The organism is Sphingopyxis witflariensis (assembly GCF_002205635.1).
Lineage (GTDB): Bacteria > Pseudomonadota > Alphaproteobacteria > Sphingomonadales > Sphingomonadaceae > Sphingopyxis > Sphingopyxis witflariensis.
Genome location: NZ_NISJ01000003.1, coordinates 342,596 through 359,667, shown reverse-complemented (window position 1 = coordinate 359,667; position 17,072 = coordinate 342,596). Strand labels below are relative to the sequence as shown.

The following is a 17,072-nucleotide window of genomic DNA, read 5'->3' as shown; positions in this document are numbered from 1 at the left end:
GGAAGGCAATGATTCATGACCAATATCTCCGGGACTCCCCTTTGGCTCAACCGCAGAAAATCCCTTGCTCGGCGCGCCCTGCACCTTGCATTGGTCGCTTTCGTGATCCTTGGTTTAGTCGGATTGTATTTGCGTCCCGCCATGATGCATGTCCACAGTCCGCTGTTTCCGGCTGTTCTTATCGGCGCGCTGATGCTTTCGTTGATTGCGTCCACAGTCATAAGGCTCAGGCGCGCGCGACGGCCCTGATCTGCGGCAAGGATATGTCCCGGAGCGAGAGGTGAAGATGACGAAGATGGGCTTTGGAGGGGGGTGCCATTGGTGCACCGAAGGGGTGTTTCAGGCGCTGCGCGGCGTTGCGCAGGTAGACCAAGGCTTTGTCCAATCGGACGCTCCGGCAGATAGCTGGTCCGAAGGGGTGATCGTGACTTTCGATCGGTCAATCATTCCGGTGGCGACGCTGTGCGAGGTGCATCTCAGGACGCATTCAGCCGCCCGTGCCCGCTCACCTCGCGACAAGTACCGCAGCGCGATCTACATCTTCGATGAAAGCCAACGCCATGAAGCCGAACAGGAGATCGCCCGCTTCGCCGAGGGGTTCGGCAAGCCCGCGCATACCCAAGTTCTACCGTTCAGAGGTTTCAAACCCTCGGACGAGCGTTACCAGAACTACTATCGTACCGATCCGAGCCGGCCCTTCTGCCGCCGCTTCATCGATCCCAAGCTGGATTATATCCGGCAGCATTTTTCGGACGTGGCCCTGCCTGAATCGAACGCTGTCGCCGAACACGCTGTAGATCGCGGCAATGTCTCGCAGGACCGCGACAGCGCTGCGATAATGACTGACAATTCTTCATCCGTCGAAACTCAATCAAGGACGTCGCCATGATGACCAAAAAGCTATTCACTGTTGTCCCTCTCACCCTGGCGCTGCTTGGCCCGATATCCTCTTCTTCCGGTTTAGCGGCTCCGACGCCCGTCGCAGTCCCCGACACGATAGCCGGGACCGTTCGCCAGACCGCTCCCGCAATCTATCGATTTACGATTGGTGATGCCCGGATAACGGCATTGTCGGATGGGTCCGTCCCGCTGGACCTGCACCAGTTGCTGCGCGGCGTCACGCCGCAAGCGATCGACGACATTCTTGCCCGCAGTTTCCTAGCCAATCCCGCAGAGGCTTCGATCAACGCGTATCTGATAGACTTCAACGGGCGGCGGATCCTTGTCGATGTCGGTGCCGGCGATCTTTTCGGCCCAGGCAATGGCGGCAGGCTGCTCGAGGCGCTGGCAGCAGCCGGGGCCGCGCCGGAGACAATCACCGACATACTCATCACGCATGTCCACAGCGACCACAGCGGCGGTCTCACGAAGGCTGGCAAGATCGTCTTCCCGCGCGCGACGGTCTATGCCGGCGGTGCAGATATTCGCTTTTTCTCGGATGTTGCCAACGCAGCAAAGAGCGGGCTCGACAAGCGCTTCTGGACCGAGACCGAGCAGACGCTGACACCCTATGTCACGGCTGGCCGGGTGAAGCCGATCGATACCGATGGCGAAGTCGTGCCAGGCATTCGTGCCGAACTCCACCCTGGGCACACCCCCGGCACAGCCTTCTACACCCTGACCAGCAAAGGTCAGAGCATCGTCTTCGTCGGCGATGTCATCCACGCTGGCGCGGTTCAGTTCCCACGCCCCGACGTGACGATCACGTTCGATGTTCGCCAGGACGGCGCGCGCGCCGTACGCAAAGCTGCGTTCAGCCGCTTCGCTCGCGACCGCATGATGATCGCGGCGCCCCATCTTCCGTTCCCGGGGGTGGGCCATATCGCCGCGGACGGGTCCGGCTACCGGTGGTACCCCATCGAACAGACCGATCGTGAGCCCATGAAGGAGAGGCTCAAGCTCTGAAGCCCGGATCGCCTCTTGCATTCTCCAGCCACTGCGTTATTTATATGCGCGGCGCATATATATGGGAATGCGATTGACCAAGGACGCTTCACCTTCCGATCGGCTGATCAATCTCTTCGGCGCCCTCGCGCAGGGGGTTTCGGACGAGATGCGCGGTGCGATATCACAGCGCTTTCCGGCCGGCGGGGAAACCGCGGCGGCATTGAGCCTCATCGGCCACGAACCGGGGCTTTCGATCGACCAGATCGGCAAGGCCCTGCGCCTGTCGCATGCCGGTGCTGCCCGCGTGGTCGAACGGCTGGTCGCTCAGAATTTCGTCTTGAAAGCGCAATCCGCTTGCGATCGCCGCGTCATGCACGTGTCTTTGACGCCAAGCGGCGAGACGGAACGGATGGCGCTCCTGAATCTGCGCAGCAAAGCGATCACCGCGTTGCTTGCTGCGGTGGGCGAAAAGGACCGCGCGGCGCTGGAGCGCGTCGCGGAAACCATCCTCGCGTCATTGCCGCGCGACGACGTGCGCGCGCGCACGACCTGCCGTTTCTGCGACGAAGAGAAGTGCACCAACTGTCCGACCGACATCGTCGGTCCCGGAATTACAAACTGACGCCTCTCGCCACATTTCCATCAACAAAAAGGGCATTGATTATGAGCTTATCGGAAAAATATTCATTCAGCGTCCCCGAGCATCAAATGCGCGAACTCGCTCTGCTGCGATGGGCTCTGGTCCTTGTCTTTCTGTGGTTCGGCGGCATGAAATTCACGGCTTATGAGGCGCAAGGCATTGCCCCCTTCATCGAACACAGCCCGCTTATGGGCTGGCTTCACTCGCTGTTCGGCGTCCAGGGCGCGAGCCAGATCATCGGCACGCTCGAACTCGCCACGGCCGCCGCCCTGATCCTCGGCGTTTACAAACCGATTTTTTCTGCCCTTGGCGCCGCCATGTCGGCGACGACCTATGCCATTACCTTGACGTTCTTCCTGTCGACGCCGGGTGTCGCAGAGCCGACTGCCGGCGGGTTCCCTGCCATTTCGGCCGTACCCGGGCAATTTTTGTTGAAAGACGTCGTGTTGCTTGCCGCTTCGCTGGTTTTGCTCTCGGCGGCCGTCCGACAGAAAAAACCTGCCGGCGCGCAGCTCTAAGATAATCACGACGCTCCAGTCATGATGCGAACCTGTCGGCGAAAAGCGCGAGGCTCCCCGCCGACAGGCGCATCGAGCATGGCTTATCTTTTCTGGAGAGCTTGCCGCCCGACCGGGGAGGTGAGGCTGGAACGGGATTCCTCTCTCGCCACATGGCCGCCTTCTCAAAATTGATCAATTTTCATCAGCAGCAACCGTGATTGATCCTGCGATTGCCCGATATGGGATGGAATGCGGTCAGTCTGCTGCCTGATCAGCCGGCACACAAAGCGGACAGTCGACGGGAGGCGAATTTGGGGCCTCGAGACTGGCACTGTCATGGCAGTTAAGTAACTTCATCAGACGGTCGACCTGTTGGGTTCGAATGTGGTGGTGCCCCCGGTGCGACAAACGCCAATAACAACGGCGAGGGTGTCATCAACCTTGTCGCGATCGCTGCGGACGCTGGTTGCACAGCTTCAAAGACCAAGCGACAGGGCCGTTCAGCATAGAGGCGGGACAGGCAGCGCCTGATTGATCGCCAGTCCGGCTAAGCGGGCCGTGGCGAGGAGACGGTCCACGTCTTGCCCGTTGCGTGCCTTGGCCGACATCCCGGACATGGTGGCGCTGACGAAATCGGTCAGTCGTCCGGACTCTTCCGGGTGCCGCGCGGCAATATAACGACGGATCACGTCTTCGGCGGCTGCATGGGTGGCACAGGAAACGCTGCGCGCTCCGGCATCATTGCTATGTGTGCCTTCCAGCACCAAGCAACCGGCCGCCCCATTATTGGCGGCGTAGCGGCGCGCTGCCTCTTCAAGAACGGCAATGAGGCACTCGGCTACGGGCCGGTCAGCTCGCAAGATATCCGCCAGGGCAATGGCGCCGGTCTTGGCGTAGCGATCGAGAACGCGGAGGTAGAGTCCGGCCTTGTTACCGAAGGCTGCGTAAAAGCTCGGCGGGTTAATGCCGAGTGCGCCAGTGACATCGGCAACACTCACCGCATCGTAGCCGTACGTATGGAACAATTGCTGCGCCGTAACGACCGCCTCGTCGGGATCGAAACGGCGTGGCCGGCCGCGCGGGCGCGATATATTTGTATGAGACATTACAAAATCCATTGACCTGATTTTTAGATGGCTTATGTAGCGCATCTTACATAACTCTCCAAGGGACGTTTCGATGGCTGATTTTCAAGACAAATCTGTACTAGTGCTGGGAGGAAGCCGGGGGATTGGCGCCGCCATCGTACGACGCTTCGTGGCGGATGGCGCTCTTGTGACCTTCACTTACTCTGGGTCGCCCGAGGCGGCGCACCATTTGGCAGATGCGACCGGCAGCACCGCCGTTCAGACTGACAGTGCGGACCGCGATGCGGTCATAGCCCAGGTGCGCAACAGCGGAAAGCTGGACGTGCTGGTGGTCAATGCCGGGATTGCCGCCTTCGGAGATTCCCTTGACCTTGACCCCGACGCGGTGGATCGGCTGTTGCGCATCAATGTCCACGCACCCTACCACGCCTCGGTCGAGGCCGCTCGACAGATGCCCGAGGGTGGGCGGATCATCATTATCGGCTCGGTTAATGGCGACAGGATGCCCGTCGCAGGAATGGCGGCCTATGCACTGAGCAAATCCGCCCTCCAGGGCATGGCGCGCGGCCTTGCTCGCGACTTCGGCCCGCGCGGCATCACTATCAATGTCGTGCAACCAGGCCCGATCGACACCGATGCCAACCCCGCAGACGGCCCGATGAAGGATATCCTGCACAGCTTCATGGCCATCAAGCGTCACGGGCGCCCAGAGGAGGTCGCGGGGATGGTGGCCTGGCTGGCGGGCCCGGAGGCGGGCTTCGTTACGGGCGCAATGCACACTATCGATGGTGCGTTCGGCGCCTGACCGCTCAAGGAGCGGGCCGCTCCAAATCGGGTTCGGTTCGCTTCTTGCGATCTCAACCGCAGTTCGCCCAGCGAGCATACCAAAGGAATGTCTATCATGTTGAAACTGCGCACCGTCGAGAATCTGCCGTGACCACTATCGGGATTATCGGCGCTGGGGAGGTCGGCAGCCAGATCGCACGTGCGGCCATTGCGAGCGGTTATAAGGTCGTCATGGCCAATTCGCGCGGACCAGAAACCCTTGGTGACCTCATCGCCGAGCTTGGACCGTCGGCACGGGCAGCGACTGCCGCTGGCGCGGCCGAGGCGGGCGACTTCGTCGTCATCGCGGTGCCACTCAAACTGGAGAACAATATGCCGACCGAGCAACTGGCGGGCAAGATCGTGATCGACACCAACAATTATATGGCCTGGCGCGACGGACGATATGCCATCGTCGAGTCGGGCGAAAAGACGGAACACGAACTGCGCCAGACGCAACTTCCAAAATCGAAGGTAATCAAGGCTTTCACTGCCATACAGGCGCCACGCCTGCTCAAACTGGGGACGCCACCGGGCTCGCCCGGTCGTCATGCATTGCCGGTATCGAGCAACTTCCCCGAAGCAGTGGCTCTTGTTACCCGGCTTAACGACCAGCTCGGCTACGACACCGTGGATCACAGCCCGCTCAGCCAGTCATGGCGCAGCGGCCCGGGTCAACCGGCGTGGCATGCCCACGCGCATCAGACCAGACAAGAGCTGATTGCCAACCTCGCGAGCGCGCGACCGCAAAACCCCATTTGACGGCGCGGACGACAATTCAATCGGCAGTCTCGCCAGGACCACCTCGGCGCGCTCGACTTTGCCTCTTTGGGTGAGGGCGATCAGATAGGCACGGCGATCATCGGGATCGGGCTGACGCTCGAGCAGTCCATCGATCACCATGCGATCGATAAGGCCTGAAAGCGACGATTGGCCGATCGCGAGCAGCTATGCGAGTGTGCGCATCGGTGTCGCCGTGCCATTGGCCGACAGGGTCGTCAGCATAGCGGCGCGACGGGGCGTGTTGCTTCTTTCCTTACCCTGCAATTCGGCTCGCACGCCCTGTTGCGCTCGCGCGAGGAGTGGCAGGAAATCGGCGCGTCTCTCTGCCTCGGCCTCGCGCGATCCGGACTCGGGCGTAAGCTCTGCCGAATTCGCCCCGTTGCCATGTGCCAAGTTTCGATCCGGGCTGACGCTGCGCACCGCTTCGCCTAGCCTCCCGGACCGCAATCGATGCAGCGCAGCGGCGGATTGGGTCCGAACCCGAGTTGGTGATTGAGGTGGCGAAGCGCGGTGCGCAGTCCCTCCTCGATGACCGGGTGATAGAATGGCCGCTCAAGCAGCTCTGGCACGGTGAGCCGGCTCTCGATCGACCAGGCGAGCAGATGAGCAAGATGTTCCGCGGCCGGACCGAAGATCTCGGCGCCAAGCAGCAGACCGCTCGGCCGATCGCCGTAGACGCGCAGCAATCCCCGATTGAGCCCCAATATGCGAGCGCGTCCCTGGTCTTCGAACGACACTTCGCCGATGGCGAAATCCATCCGGTCGCGAAGAAGGTCGGCATGGCTGCGCCCGGCGATGGCAATCTGGGGATCGGTGAAGACGATCGTCAACGGGGTCCGGCGCGCGCGGCGGTAGCTGTGAGGATAGCGCGCCGCATTTTCGCCCGCCACGCGGCCTTCATCCGCAGCCTCGTGGAGCAGCGAGAGATCGACCGCCGAGTCGCCCGCGATGAAGATGTCGCTGTAACTGGCGCGCATGGACAGGTGATCATAGGTGGGGACGCCATGGGCATCAAGCGTGAGCGAGGTGTTTTCCAGTCCGAGATTGTCGACATTGGCGCGTCGGCCTGCGGTCGCGAGGAGATAATCGAACCGCTGCTCGCCACCTGCTGACCGGACGACCACGGAGTCCCCGTCGCGCGCGACGCTTGCATCGGCTGCCATCCAGTCGACAGGAATTTCGCTCGAGATATGGGCCGCCGCATAGGCCATAACGTCCGGATCGGTCAGCGGGCCGACGCTGCCGCCGCGCCCATAGATATGCGTGCGGACGCCGAGGCGATGCAAAGCCTGGCCGAGTTCGAGGCCGATCACGCCGGTGCCGAAGACTGCGACCGAGGACGGCAGATCGGTCCAGTCGAACAGTTGGTCGTTGAAAATCAAGCGATCGCCTGCCCCTTCCAGGCGCGTGGGCACGATTGGGCGCGAGCCCGTGGCGATCACGATGCTGCGCGCGCTGATCTGCTTCCCGCCCGCGAGTTCGAGCCGATTGTCATCGACAAAACGCGCGTGCTCGCGAAGCAGGCCTCCGGGTGCAAACCCCGCAATTGCATCGGTGACGAAGCCGACAAAGCGGTCGCGCTCGGCGCGGACGCGGTTCATGACCTCCACCCCATCGACCTCGACGGGGCCAGAGCGAAGTCCGAACATGCCAACGCTTTCAGCACGGTGGCGCGCCTCTGCCGCAGCGATCAGCAATTTCGACGGCATGCAGCCAACGCGGGCACAGGTAGTCCCCAAGGGCCCGCCATCGATCATCACGACGCGATCGCTATATTTGATGGCTTCCCGGTACGCCGACATTCCAGCAGTACCCGCGCCGATTATCGCCACGTCATAGTCGAAATCGGCCATCCCGCTTAACCCTCCCTGATTACATGATGTGCATAATGCGCGCATCGCGCGCGCAAAAACAGCTCACCCTTGAGCATGGTTTCTATGCTCTGCGGGAATAGTTTGTAAACGCGAAGATAAGCGTAAGGGTCAAGGTCATCCCGAAATAGGCGGTCAGGGCATGGGGAGCGAAGGAGGGCAGCCCGTAGACGATGATCACCCCATTGCCCCCCGGGATGAGTTGCGTTGCCGCCCCCATGACGGTGCCGCCAGCAAGATGCCGCGAGCCTTGCCGAAAATTTGTGCCGCGCAAGCGGAAACTGGAGGATCGAACGGCGGCAAACAGCCCGCCGGCGACCATCATCGCGGTGCCGAGGAGCGCGGGCAACGGCGAGCTTGGGGTAAAGTCGCGCATGACGATCTGCGAGGCGTAACTCGACAGGAGGCTGAGATAGGTCCAGTTCCCGGCACAGGCGTAAAGCAGGCCGCCGCCGACGCCGATAATGAGCATCGCTTCGAAGGGCCGCATCCGCGCGCGTCCAAGCATAATCCTGCGCCAGCGTGACGGATGGCGCAGCAGCCGAAGCCGAGGCCAGCTCCACCAGCACACCGCCGCGAAAGCCAGCCAAGCCGCGATTGCGGCGAGCGGTGATGTCTCGAGCAGCGAAGGCGCAGGCATTTGTTGGGATCTGTAGACTTTGGACACCAAGGAGGCTCCGATCACCCAACCTAAGAGCGTGAGAAGATATCCGAGCCTGCCGCCCGTCAAATGCGCCAGCGTTCCAAGTCCGCAAGCCTGGTTTGCCCAAGCACCGATCCCGAAAAGACCCCCGAACAGGAGGGCCTGGATAAGCTGGTCATAGCCGGGCGACAGGTGAAAAACAGCCGGCGCTGCCCATGCCAGGGGAACAATCAGAAGCCCTGACCAACAGGCCGCCGTCGCGAATCCGATGAATCTGTCGGGTCGGCGCCGCACGACAAGGTCCTGCGCCGCAACCACCACGCAGACCGTCCCGCGCCGGATCGCGAAGCCCATCGCGAAACTCAGCACCGACGCTGCGACGGCGACAGCAATAGCGTTCATGCGTGCAATCCGGGTTGCTCATCGGCAAAGATCGCGTTCATCTGCGGGCGGAGCCAGTCGAGAAAAGCGCGCACTCTCGCGGTCTGGTCGCGGCCAGCCGGCAGCAGCGCCCATAAATCGATGTCTTCGAGCATATGGTCGGGCAGCAACTCGACAAGATCGCCGGTATCGATCAAATCGGCGACGAAGGGCCGGGGCAACATCGCATAGCCGAGACCGGCAAGCGCTGCCGACCGGGCCGCGTCGTCGCTGTCGAGAATGAGCGCAGGATGCACCATGATCGCGATGCGCGCGCTGCCGTCGCGAAAGACCCAGCTGTTCTTCGCATGATGAAGGCGCGAGATGATCGCGGGCTGCCCCATGAAATTGTGCGGGGCGTCGAGACCATTTTCAGCCTTGTTCGCGACCAGCGCCATCCGCGTGCGCGCCATGCGCGAGGCGACCAGAGCGGTGTCGGCGAGCGTGCCGATCCGCAGCGCGATATCCACGCCCGATGCCACGACATCGGTCTCGCGATCAGTGATCTCGAGATCGAGCGTGACTTCGGGAAATTGATCAGAGAATTCCCGGAGACGTGGCACGAGATGCAGCCGGGCAAGGCAGGTCGGGACCACGACGCGCACCGGGCCAGCGAGCCGGCCCCCGTCTTCCTTGGCGGCAAACTCCGCGGCGGCGGCGGCTGCAATCGCACGCTCGGCGCCGTCGCGGTAGCGCCGCCCCGCCTCGGTGAGCGTCAGGCTGCGGGTCGAGCGCTGGAACAGCCGGACGCCGAGATAGGCCTCGAGCTGCGCCACGGCTTTCGAAATCGATGGCTGACCGACATTGAGCCGCCGCGCCGCCGCGGAAAAGGAACCCGCCTCGGCCACGGCGAGGAACTGCTCCATGACGGCAAGTCGGTCCATTTCATTCCCCTGCGGAATAGGTCCTATCGATTCAACCGGTCTGCCGCAAGCGATCGCTGCAGCCTAAATACGGCTCATCCGCAAAAACGGACCCGAGACAAAGCCTCCTGGAGTTTTGAGATGACCATCATGAATGCCAGATCAGAACCGACGCCGGTTGCGCGACCCTGGAGAGCGCGGCCCGTTTGCTTGCGGGTTGCGGCGGCCTTCCCTTACCGCCGCAAAGCCTCGAGTCCGGACGCGACGTCCCAGCCGGTAATTCCCCTTCCCGGCATCGTCGCTTCGCTCGATCCACCTTGGGCTGGGCGTGACTCCCGGCGCCCGGCTCGAGGTGGACATTGAAGGAAAGGCTGGCGCGAGCCGCGCCAGCCTTTCCCCTCCCGAATTTTCGCTGCAGAAGAGTCGAATGAACTTCCGAACGGACATGAGCATGATCGAGCAAGCCTATCTCCAGGCGGCCGGCGAGGATGGGCGGGTGGCAATCGCCGAAGGCGACAGGCAGATCCTGGCAATGGGCATCGAACTCTCGGCCGTCCAGGCCGGTGACATTGCGCCGGAGTTCCTGCTGGAAAATGCCCTCGGCGGCACGGTATCTTTGCGTGGCCGATTGATTGGCGGACCGGTGGTCCTGAGTTTCTTTCGCGGCGGCTGGTGCCCCTTCTGCCGCGCCGAACTGCGGGCGATGTCGAAAGCGGCGCAAGCGGTCGAGGATCGAGGAGCGAGCCTGATCGCGATCTCCCCGCAGCCGCTCGCCGACGGCGTCGCAATGGCGCGGGCCGAGGAAGTGAGGCTTCCGTTGCTCGCCGATTGCGGAATGACGGTGGCGAGCGATTATGGCCTCGCCTTCGAACTGCCCGAGAGTATGCGCCCGGCGGCGCTTGCGGACGGGATGGTCGCGGGCGAGGACGGCACCGACTGGCGCATTCCGATGCCGGCAACCTATGTGATCAGCACCGACGGGATCATCAGATATAGTTTTCTCGATCCCAATTATCGCAACCGGCTCGACCCGGCGGTTCTTATGAGCATCCTCGACCGCCTCTGAGCCAAATATCGAATTTCGGGCCTGTCTCCACCGGCGCGCATGCAGCGCACCGGCGTGGAAAGACGTGCCGCAATTGTCAGACAAAGGAGATATCGAATGACCTACCTCAAGACCAGCGAAGCCATTGCGAAGCTGACGCCCCAACAGCGCCATGTCACACAGGACGGCGGCACCGAGCGTGCGGGCAGCGGGGAACTGCTGCACAATAAGGCGCCCGGCATCTACGTCGATATCGTCAGCGGCGAACCCTTGTTCGCCTCGACCGACAAATTCGATTCCGGCAGCGGATGGCCGAGCTTCACCAAGCCCATCGTCCCCGCCAATGTCGATGAAATACGCGACGACAGCTACGGGATGATCCGCACCGAGGTGCGCTCCGCACATGGCGACAGCCACTTGGGACATGTGTTTCCCGACGGTCCGCGCGACCGTGGCGGCCAGCGCTACTGCATCAACTCGGCTTCGCTCCGCTTCGTCCACCGCGATGATATGGAAGCCGAGGGCTATTCCGAATTTCTGAACCAGATCGAGGAGAATTGATCATGATCGAACGTTCCATCCTGGCCGGCGGCTGCTTCTGGGGCATGCAGGACCTGATCCGCAAACTTCCTGGCGTCGTCAGCACCAGGGTCGGCTACAGCGGCGGCGATGTGCCGAACGCGACCTATCGCAACCATGGCACCCATGCCGAGGCGATCGAGATCAATTTCGATCCCGATCAGATCAGCTACCGCAGGATCCTGGAATTTTTCTTCCAGATTCACGATCCGACCACACGCAATCGCCAGGGCAACGACCGCGGCGGGAGCTATCGTTCGGCGATCTATTATGCCGACGAAGCGCAGCGCGAAACCGCGTTGCAGACGATCGCGGACGTCAACGCATCCGGTCTCTGGCCGGGGAAGGTCGCGAGCGAGCTGGAGCCGATTGGCCCCTTCTGGGAAGCGGAGCCCGAGCATCAGGATTATCTGGAGCGCCGCCCAAATGGTTACACCTGTCACTTTCCGCGCGCCGACTGGGTCCTTCCATCGGCCGGCGAGCGGTCTGAAGCGGCCTGATCGGAGACATGAAATGAAGCCGAACATAATCCTCTATACCAAGGACTATTGCCCCTTTTGTCACCGAGCCAAGGCGCTTCTTCGCGCCAAGGGGGTGACCGACTGGATCGAAGTCGACGTCGAAGATGATCCGGTGCAGTTTCGTGCAATGCTGACCGCGTCCGGTGGACGCAGGACGGTTCCGCAGATCTTCATCAACGGTACGCATGTGGGCGGTTCGGATGATCTGTCGGCGCTCGATGCCGACGGAGGCCTCGATTTGCTGCTGGGCGAAGAGATGCTCGTCTGAAACTAACGGGCGTCCGCCGAACGGCGGGCGCCCGTTAGCGCGCTATCGTGAGCCGCCCCGGAGTTGCTCGCGCTTAGAGCCAACGGCGATCGGCCGTGAAGTCGATCGTGAGCCAATATCCGGGGCGCAGCCCGCCCATCGCGTCCGCGAATTCCTGACGAATGGCGTCCTGCTCGCCAAGCGTCATCGTGGTTGATGCTGCGGCACCGACAAAGCCGATCTCGATAAACCGTGCGCGCCCGACCTGGGTCACATAGGATTGATGCTCGACGAAGCCGTGCCGTGCCGCGACTTCGCGTGCGATGCTGCTGACCTGCGCATCGAGATCGGCTGGCGCAATCTGCAGTATCTCGCGACCGGCCGCTGCCAAGGCCCGAAGGGGAAGCGGAGCCAGGAGGATTGCAAGGAGAATGAGGATTGCCGGATCGAAGTAGGCCGCGAGCTTCTCCGCCTGCGTTCCCTCGAGCACGACCGCGGTGACAAATGCGGCGCTCAGCCCGGCGTTGAGAAGTGCGCCGAAAAGCCACGCGGCCGCGTCGATATTCAGAAGCGAGGACCCGAGGCCGCGAGCGCGGCGCCGGATATAAATATGCATCGCGAAGCCGATGAGCGCGCTCGCGCCGGCATATCCGATACCGGGCCCGAAACTCACGTTCCGTCCTCCCATCATCACGGTGTCTACTCCGTCAATCAAAGCATAGACGCAGGCGAGGAGCAGAACGCTGCCGTTGACGAACCCAAGCATCGGCTCGATGTGCCAGTAGCCAAATTGGAACCGGCGGTCTGCGCCACGCGCGATCAACCGCGCGGCAAAAAAGGCGGCCAGCGTCAGCCCCGCGTCGGCAAGGCTGTACACACCGTCGAACAAGATCGACTTTGCGCCGCTCAACAGGCCAATAGCGATGCCGACAAGTGAAAGGGCGAGGGTGCCGGTGGCGGAGAACAGGAGAAGGCGTTGTTCCTTGCGCTCCGAATGCGGTCCCAATTTCTGTCTCCAATATTACAGCGGTCCAAGGGCCGTCACCTGAGGCAGCTATCGTAGCAAATTACGCGCCCGGCGATGTGTTTCCAATTGGCCCAACCTAAGGATCAAGCCGCAGTAAGATCTGCTATTCAAACCCGCCCCGCATATCAAACATGATGTTGCACGAGCAGAAACGCCGAAAGAAAACCGGTCACGGTAATCAAACCGATCATCGGCGGCGCGTGATCGAAGGCTTCCGGGAGCATGGTTTCCGCGAGCATCGCCAGCACAGTGCCTGCAGCGAAACAGAGAATGACCGTCGTTGCTTCGGTGGAGACTGAGCCCAAAGCAAAATTCCCGAAGGCGGCTGTGAGCCCTATCATGAGCGGTATACCCACCCAGACCGCGTAAATGTAGCGCCGTGATCGTCCGGCCAGTTTCATCCCCGAGGCGCTTGAGAGTCCCTGGGGGATGTTGGCGAGAAAGAAGCCGGCGACGACGCCGACCCCGATCTTACCGCCGCCGACCAAAGACAGGCCGATCACGAGCGCTTCGGGAATGCCGTCAAGAACTGTCCCAACAGCAATCGCGACGCCGCTTCCGCTATGTTCTTTTTCGGTCGTTTGCTTCACGCATTCGCCGCACCGTTTCCTGTTTTTCGCGCCGCTTGCGGCAAGATACCAGTTGATGCCGCTGAAGATCGCTGCCCCTCCCAGCAACGCGGTGATTGCAGCGGAGGACATCCCCGTTTCGATCGCGTTCCCCATAAGCTCGACAGCGACGATGGCGATAAGCACGCCGCCGCCAAACCCCATCACGGTCGCGATGAGGCGATGAGAGAGCCGCTTTGAAAACAGGTCCGCGACAACGGCACCGATCAAAAGGCCGCTGGCTGTAAACAGGCCCCATAGGCCGGCTCCGAGGAAATCAGCGATGAAGCGACTTTCTTTCGTTTCGGATTTTACTGGCCTAGCACGGGTTTTGATTAGTCTGGAATGCGGGCGATTACCTTGATCTCGAAATCGAATCCGGCCAGCCAGGTGACACCAAGTGCTGTCCAGTTCGGATAAGGCGCTTCAGTGAAGATCTTGCTCTTCACGGCCATAATCGTTGCGAACTGATTTTCGGGATCAGTATGGAAAGTGGTTAGATCGACGATGTCGTCAAATCCGCATCCCGCAGCGAGCAGGGTCGCTTCCAAATTTGCGAAGGCCAGCCGAACCTGCTCCGCGAACTCTGGTTCCGGCGAACCGTCTTCACGACTTCCGACCTGGCCGGATACGAAAAGCAAACGATCCGACCGGATGGCTGCGGAATATCCATGCTCTTCGTAGAGAGCATGTCGGTTTGCGGGGAAAACCGGGTCACGTTTGGCCATTTGTAAATCCTTTAAATGAAGCGAAGTTTGATATACGTCTTGCATCTGAAGACCATACATACGTACCGTATGTCAATCTGAAAGGACGACCCGATCACAATGAATTCCGTGCGTGCAAGGCCTAGGGGCGAGACGATGGCCGAAAACCGGGCGAAGCTGATCGCGGCGGCACGTAGGGCGTTCGCGACGAAGGGCTTCGCGGCAGCATCAATGGATGACCTGACCAAGGAGGTCGGACTGACGCGAGGCGCTCTTTATCACAATTTTGGGGACAAGGCGGGGCTTCTGCGCGCGGTTGTGGCCGAGATCGACGGCGAGATGGCCGCGCGTGCAAGGCAGCTTGCCGGACGCGCGAGCACCGATTGGGACGAATTACTTGTTGAAGGAGCAGCCTATATCGAGATGGCGCTGGACCCAGAGGTGCGACGGATCGTGCTCCTCGATGGACCCGCTTTTCTCGGTGATCCTTCTCGCTGGCCAAGCCAGAACGAGTGTTTAAACTTGACGAAGCAAGCAGTGCAAAAGCTCGTTTTGGACGGTGTCATGACTGCCGTGGATGTCGAAGCAGCCGCTCGCCTTCTGAATGGAGCAGCGTTGAATGCGGCGCTATGGGTTGCGGCGAGTGAAGAGCCGCATTTGACACTTCCCAAAGCTGTCGAGGCGTTCCAACTGCTCGCGACAGGTCTTCTAGCGAACCGAAGCTGAGCAACGCCATTTTCGAAATGTGCTTTGTCCTAGCTTCGCGGATTTGCTGAGCGGATGATGGCCGACACATGGTCATTCCAACTTTTCATCGCTTCGCGCTTTTCATTCTTCCAGTCATGCCGCTGATAGATGCCGGCAACTCCCGCGCGCGATCCCCCCACATGGTTGAGTACGGCTTCGGTCACTTCAAATCGGACACCGAGCCGTTGGAAGCCGGTCGCGAGTGTTCGCCTTAAGTCATGCAATCTCCAGTCCGGGACGGGTTCGCCACCGTCCTGCGACATGAGCAGGTCCAGCTTGTTCTTGCCCTTGCCGTATCCTGTGAAAGGTCCGCCTCTCGATGTCGCAAATATGCTGCCGCTCCGCGGCCAGGTCGTCGATCCAGCAGCGCCATCCAGAACGGCAACCGCAAGGTCGTTGAGCGGAACTCGATTGGGTTCGCCATTTTTTGCGCGTTCGCCAGGTAGCGTCCAGAGCAGCTCCTTTCGGTCAAGCTCCTCCCAACGAAGTGATGAAACTTCCTCCCGTCGCTGACCCGTGACGATCAGCAGTCGAACGATGGGGCCAAAACAATGATGCGTGTGTGGCGCGGCGGTCCAGACGCGACCGAGTTCCTCATCCGAAAGCCAGCGATCGCGAGCCTTGACCGCCGGTGGAGTTTCCATGCCTTCCATTGGACTGCGTTCGATATCCCCTCGGCTGACAGCCCAGCGGAAAAGGCGCCGCAAGACCGCAAAGACATTTCGGATGTTGGCCACCTGCGCCCGCGGCATGCGGTCGAAGACCGCGACGATGTCGACTCGAGTAAGCTTGGGAAGAGGTTTCGAACCTAATACGGGCTTCACGTGAATCCGGAGACTCTGGTTCACGAGACGCCTCCAACCTTTGCCGACACAGGCGTCAGCGAAACGGTCGGCATAATTATCGAAAGCAAGATCGACGGCTTCTCTCCGACGTTGGCGGTCTGCTTCGCCCGGATCGATGTTCTGGGCGACAAGAATTGACAGTCGTTCCGCTTCGGCTCTCGCGGTGACTGGAGTCCACGGCGAGCCATGGCCACCTATCGTGTAACGGCGGGTTTTGGACTCCCGCCCGCCCATTCGGAATTGCAGAACGTATGTTACAGTCCCGGCCTTGGTGCGCTTTGCTCCAAAGCCCTTAATGCTGTCGTCCCAAAGAATGCCGTCCAACTCATTCGAAATGAGGGCATCAATCGATCGCTTTGTGATTTTTCCTCGTGCCATAAATTGGTCTCCCAATACGGCGTTTCCAGCAATCACCCAGCAATCACCGATGCGGAAACTGCCGCGTAATTGGGGAAAAGATAGCATAGGACAAGACTGTAAAAAACAAGCCTTTTCAACCCTATAGCACTCCTACTTACGCCTCCAGCGGAAATACCAGACCTCATGCCCCAGCGTCCGTGCCTTGGCCTCATAGCGGGTTTCCGGCCAGCCGTTCGGGCGGACCAGGAAATCCTGCGCATCCTGCGCCAGCCATTCGAACTGGTGGCGGTGGCGGCGCATCACCATCAATGCATGCGCGACATAGATGGGATGGTCGGTGCCGAAGCGGAATTCGCCGCCGGGCTTGAGCTTCGCCGCGATCAGGTCGAGCGGGCCGTCGTTCATCATCCGCCGCTTCGCATGACGCGCCTTGGGCCATGGGTCGGGATGGAGCAGATAGGCAAAGCTGAGCGTGCCATCAGGGATGCGGCGCAGTACCTCCAGCGCGTCGCCATGATGGATGCGGACATTGCCCAGGGGCAGCCCCGCGCCATGATCGCCCGCGACATGGACCAGCGCCTGCGCGACGCCGTTGATAAAGGGTTCGGCGCCGATAAAGCCATGGTCGGGCAGCATATCGGCGCGCCCCGCCATATGCTCGCCGCCACCGAAGCCGATCTCGAAATGCAGCGGCCGGTCGTAACCGAAAAGCGCCTCGGCGGTGACGTCGCCGTCACCGGGCACCGCGATCTGCGGCAGCAGATTGTCGATGAGGTCCTGTTGGCCCGCGCGCAGGGGTTTGCCCTTTGAGCGGCCATAGAGGCGGTTGATCGTCGTCGGATCGCCGGGTTTATGTGCAGTCATGG

Annotated in this window: 22 protein-coding genes; 12 read left to right on the top strand and 10 right to left on the bottom strand. The window is 61.2% G+C overall.

Going from position 1 to position 17,072, the window contains the following annotated elements; all coding sequences use genetic code 11:
* Window positions 1–15 precede the first annotated feature (15 nt).
* The 5 genes from CDQ91_RS08300 (at window position 16) to CDQ91_RS08280 (ending at window position 3,045) form a co-directional block, all read left to right on the top strand.
* Window positions 16–249, top strand: a complete 234-nt coding sequence (locus CDQ91_RS08300) for a hypothetical protein (RefSeq protein ID WP_088472233.1) — start codon at window positions 16–18, stop codon at window positions 247–249.
* A gap of 37 nt (window positions 250–286) precedes the next feature.
* Window positions 287–889 (top strand): peptide-methionine (S)-S-oxide reductase, encoded by a 603-nt coding sequence (locus tag CDQ91_RS08295; protein WP_088472232.1) that lies wholly within the window; start codon window positions 287–289, stop codon window positions 887–889.
* Window positions 886–1,905 carry an MBL fold metallo-hydrolase gene (locus CDQ91_RS08290; protein ID WP_088472231.1) on the top strand — a complete coding sequence of 340 codons (1,020 nt, stop codon included), beginning with the start codon at window positions 886–888 and terminating at the stop codon, window positions 1,903–1,905. Before CDQ91_RS08295 ends, CDQ91_RS08290 begins: the two co-directional genes overlap by 4 nt.
* Window positions 1,906–1,972: 67 nt before the next feature.
* Complete coding sequence (locus tag CDQ91_RS08285; RefSeq protein WP_088472230.1) at window positions 1,973–2,509, top strand: MarR family winged helix-turn-helix transcriptional regulator; 537 nt, start codon at window positions 1,973–1,975, stop codon at window positions 2,507–2,509.
* Window positions 2,510–2,550: 41 nt separating this feature from the next.
* Window positions 2,551–3,045 carry a YkgB family protein gene (locus CDQ91_RS08280; RefSeq protein ID WP_088472229.1) on the top strand — a complete coding sequence of 165 codons (495 nt, stop codon included), beginning with the start codon at window positions 2,551–2,553 and terminating at the stop codon, window positions 3,043–3,045.
* 482 nt (window positions 3,046–3,527) lie between these two features.
* Here CDQ91_RS08280 and CDQ91_RS08275 read toward each other — a convergent pair whose 3' ends face one another.
* Window positions 3,528–4,133 (bottom strand): TetR/AcrR family transcriptional regulator, encoded by a 606-nt coding sequence (locus tag CDQ91_RS08275; RefSeq protein ID WP_088472326.1) that lies wholly within the window; start codon window positions 4,131–4,133, stop codon window positions 3,528–3,530.
* A 73-nt stretch (window positions 4,134–4,206) separates the two neighbouring features.
* Here CDQ91_RS08275 and bdcA point away from each other — a divergent pair, with 73 nt between their 5' ends.
* Together bdcA and CDQ91_RS08265 are read left to right on the top strand one after the other, a co-directional pair.
* Entirely contained in the window at window positions 4,207–4,920 is a 714-nt protein-coding gene (bdcA, locus tag CDQ91_RS08270; RefSeq protein ID WP_058537645.1) for an SDR family oxidoreductase, read from the top strand.
* A gap of 44 nt (window positions 4,921–4,964) precedes the next feature.
* Window positions 4,965–5,702 (top strand): NADPH-dependent F420 reductase, encoded by a 738-nt coding sequence (locus tag CDQ91_RS08265; RefSeq protein ID WP_088472228.1) that lies wholly within the window; start codon window positions 4,965–4,967, stop codon window positions 5,700–5,702.
* Here the strand turns inward: CDQ91_RS08265 and CDQ91_RS22030 are convergent.
* The 4 genes from CDQ91_RS22030 to CDQ91_RS08245 form a co-directional block, all read right to left on the bottom strand.
* Window positions 5,595–5,879 (bottom strand): MarR family transcriptional regulator, encoded by a 285-nt coding sequence (locus tag CDQ91_RS22030; protein ID WP_419722555.1) that lies wholly within the window; start codon window positions 5,877–5,879, stop codon window positions 5,595–5,597. The two genes, CDQ91_RS08265 and CDQ91_RS22030, sit on opposite strands and share 108 nt — an antisense overlap.
* A gap of 272 nt (window positions 5,880–6,151) precedes the next feature.
* Complete coding sequence (locus CDQ91_RS08255; RefSeq protein ID WP_088472226.1) at window positions 6,152–7,576, bottom strand: dihydrolipoyl dehydrogenase; 1,425 nt, start codon at window positions 7,574–7,576, stop codon at window positions 6,152–6,154.
* A gap of 82 nt (window positions 7,577–7,658) precedes the next feature.
* Window positions 7,659–8,639 carry a YeeE/YedE thiosulfate transporter family protein gene (locus CDQ91_RS08250; protein ID WP_088472225.1) on the bottom strand — a complete coding sequence of 327 codons (981 nt, stop codon included), beginning with the start codon at window positions 8,637–8,639 and terminating at the stop codon, window positions 7,659–7,661.
* Window positions 8,636–9,541, bottom strand: coding sequence for a LysR family transcriptional regulator (locus tag CDQ91_RS08245; RefSeq protein WP_088472224.1), 906 nt, complete (start codon window positions 9,539–9,541; stop codon window positions 8,636–8,638). The genes CDQ91_RS08250 and CDQ91_RS08245 overlap by 4 nt, the downstream gene beginning before the upstream one ends.
* 406 nt (window positions 9,542–9,947) lie before the next feature.
* On the opposite strand from CDQ91_RS08245, the gene CDQ91_RS08240 reads away from it, so the two are divergent.
* The 4 genes from CDQ91_RS08240 to grxC all read left to right on the top strand — a co-directional run bounded on the left by CDQ91_RS08240 (window position 9,948) and on the right by grxC (window position 11,933).
* Window positions 9,948–10,586: a peroxiredoxin-like family protein gene (locus CDQ91_RS08240; RefSeq protein WP_237245884.1), complete on the top strand. Its 639-nt coding sequence runs from the start codon at window positions 9,948–9,950 to the stop codon at window positions 10,584–10,586.
* 96 nt (window positions 10,587–10,682) lie between these two features.
* Complete coding sequence (msrB, locus tag CDQ91_RS08235) at window positions 10,683–11,126, top strand: peptide-methionine (R)-S-oxide reductase MsrB (RefSeq protein WP_088472222.1); 444 nt, start codon at window positions 10,683–10,685, stop codon at window positions 11,124–11,126.
* A gap of 2 nt (window positions 11,127–11,128) precedes the next feature.
* Complete coding sequence (gene msrA / locus CDQ91_RS08230; RefSeq protein ID WP_088472221.1) at window positions 11,129–11,644, top strand: peptide-methionine (S)-S-oxide reductase MsrA; 516 nt, start codon at window positions 11,129–11,131, stop codon at window positions 11,642–11,644.
* 13 nt (window positions 11,645–11,657) lie between these two features.
* Entirely contained in the window at window positions 11,658–11,933 is a 276-nt protein-coding gene (gene grxC / locus CDQ91_RS08225; protein ID WP_088472220.1) for a glutaredoxin 3, read from the top strand.
* 73 nt (window positions 11,934–12,006) lie between these two features.
* Here the strand turns inward: grxC and CDQ91_RS08220 are convergent, their stop codons facing one another.
* From CDQ91_RS08220 to CDQ91_RS08210, 3 genes are all read right to left on the bottom strand, one after another.
* Window positions 12,007–12,918, bottom strand: coding sequence for a cation diffusion facilitator family transporter (locus CDQ91_RS08220; RefSeq protein ID WP_088472219.1), 912 nt, complete (start codon window positions 12,916–12,918; stop codon window positions 12,007–12,009).
* Between the two features lie 146 nt (window positions 12,919–13,064).
* Window positions 13,065–13,778: a ZIP family metal transporter gene (locus CDQ91_RS08215; RefSeq protein WP_088472218.1), complete on the bottom strand. Its 714-nt coding sequence runs from the start codon at window positions 13,776–13,778 to the stop codon at window positions 13,065–13,067.
* Window positions 13,779–13,882: 104 nt separating this feature from the next.
* The gene (locus CDQ91_RS08210; protein ID WP_088472217.1) at window positions 13,883–14,275 is read right to left on the bottom strand and encodes a RidA family protein; all 393 of its coding nucleotides are present in this window, start codon (window positions 14,273–14,275) and stop codon (window positions 13,883–13,885) included.
* 135 nt (window positions 14,276–14,410) lie between these two features.
* Here CDQ91_RS08210 and CDQ91_RS08205 point away from each other — a divergent pair, with 135 nt between their 5' ends.
* Entirely contained in the window at window positions 14,411–14,980 is a 570-nt protein-coding gene (locus CDQ91_RS08205; protein WP_088472216.1) for a TetR/AcrR family transcriptional regulator, read from the top strand.
* A 29-nt stretch (window positions 14,981–15,009) separates the two neighbouring features.
* On the opposite strand, the gene CDQ91_RS08200 is transcribed toward CDQ91_RS08205, so the two are convergent.
* Entirely contained in the window at window positions 15,010–16,311 is a 1,302-nt protein-coding gene (locus CDQ91_RS08200; protein ID WP_237245883.1) for a tyrosine-type recombinase/integrase, read from the bottom strand.
* Between the two features lie 45 nt (window positions 16,312–16,356).
* The gene (trmB, locus tag CDQ91_RS08195; protein WP_088472215.1) at window positions 16,357–17,070 is read right to left on the bottom strand and encodes a tRNA (guanine(46)-N(7))-methyltransferase TrmB; all 714 of its coding nucleotides are present in this window, start codon (window positions 17,068–17,070) and stop codon (window positions 16,357–16,359) included.
* Between the last annotated feature and the right edge of the window lie 2 nt (window positions 17,071–17,072).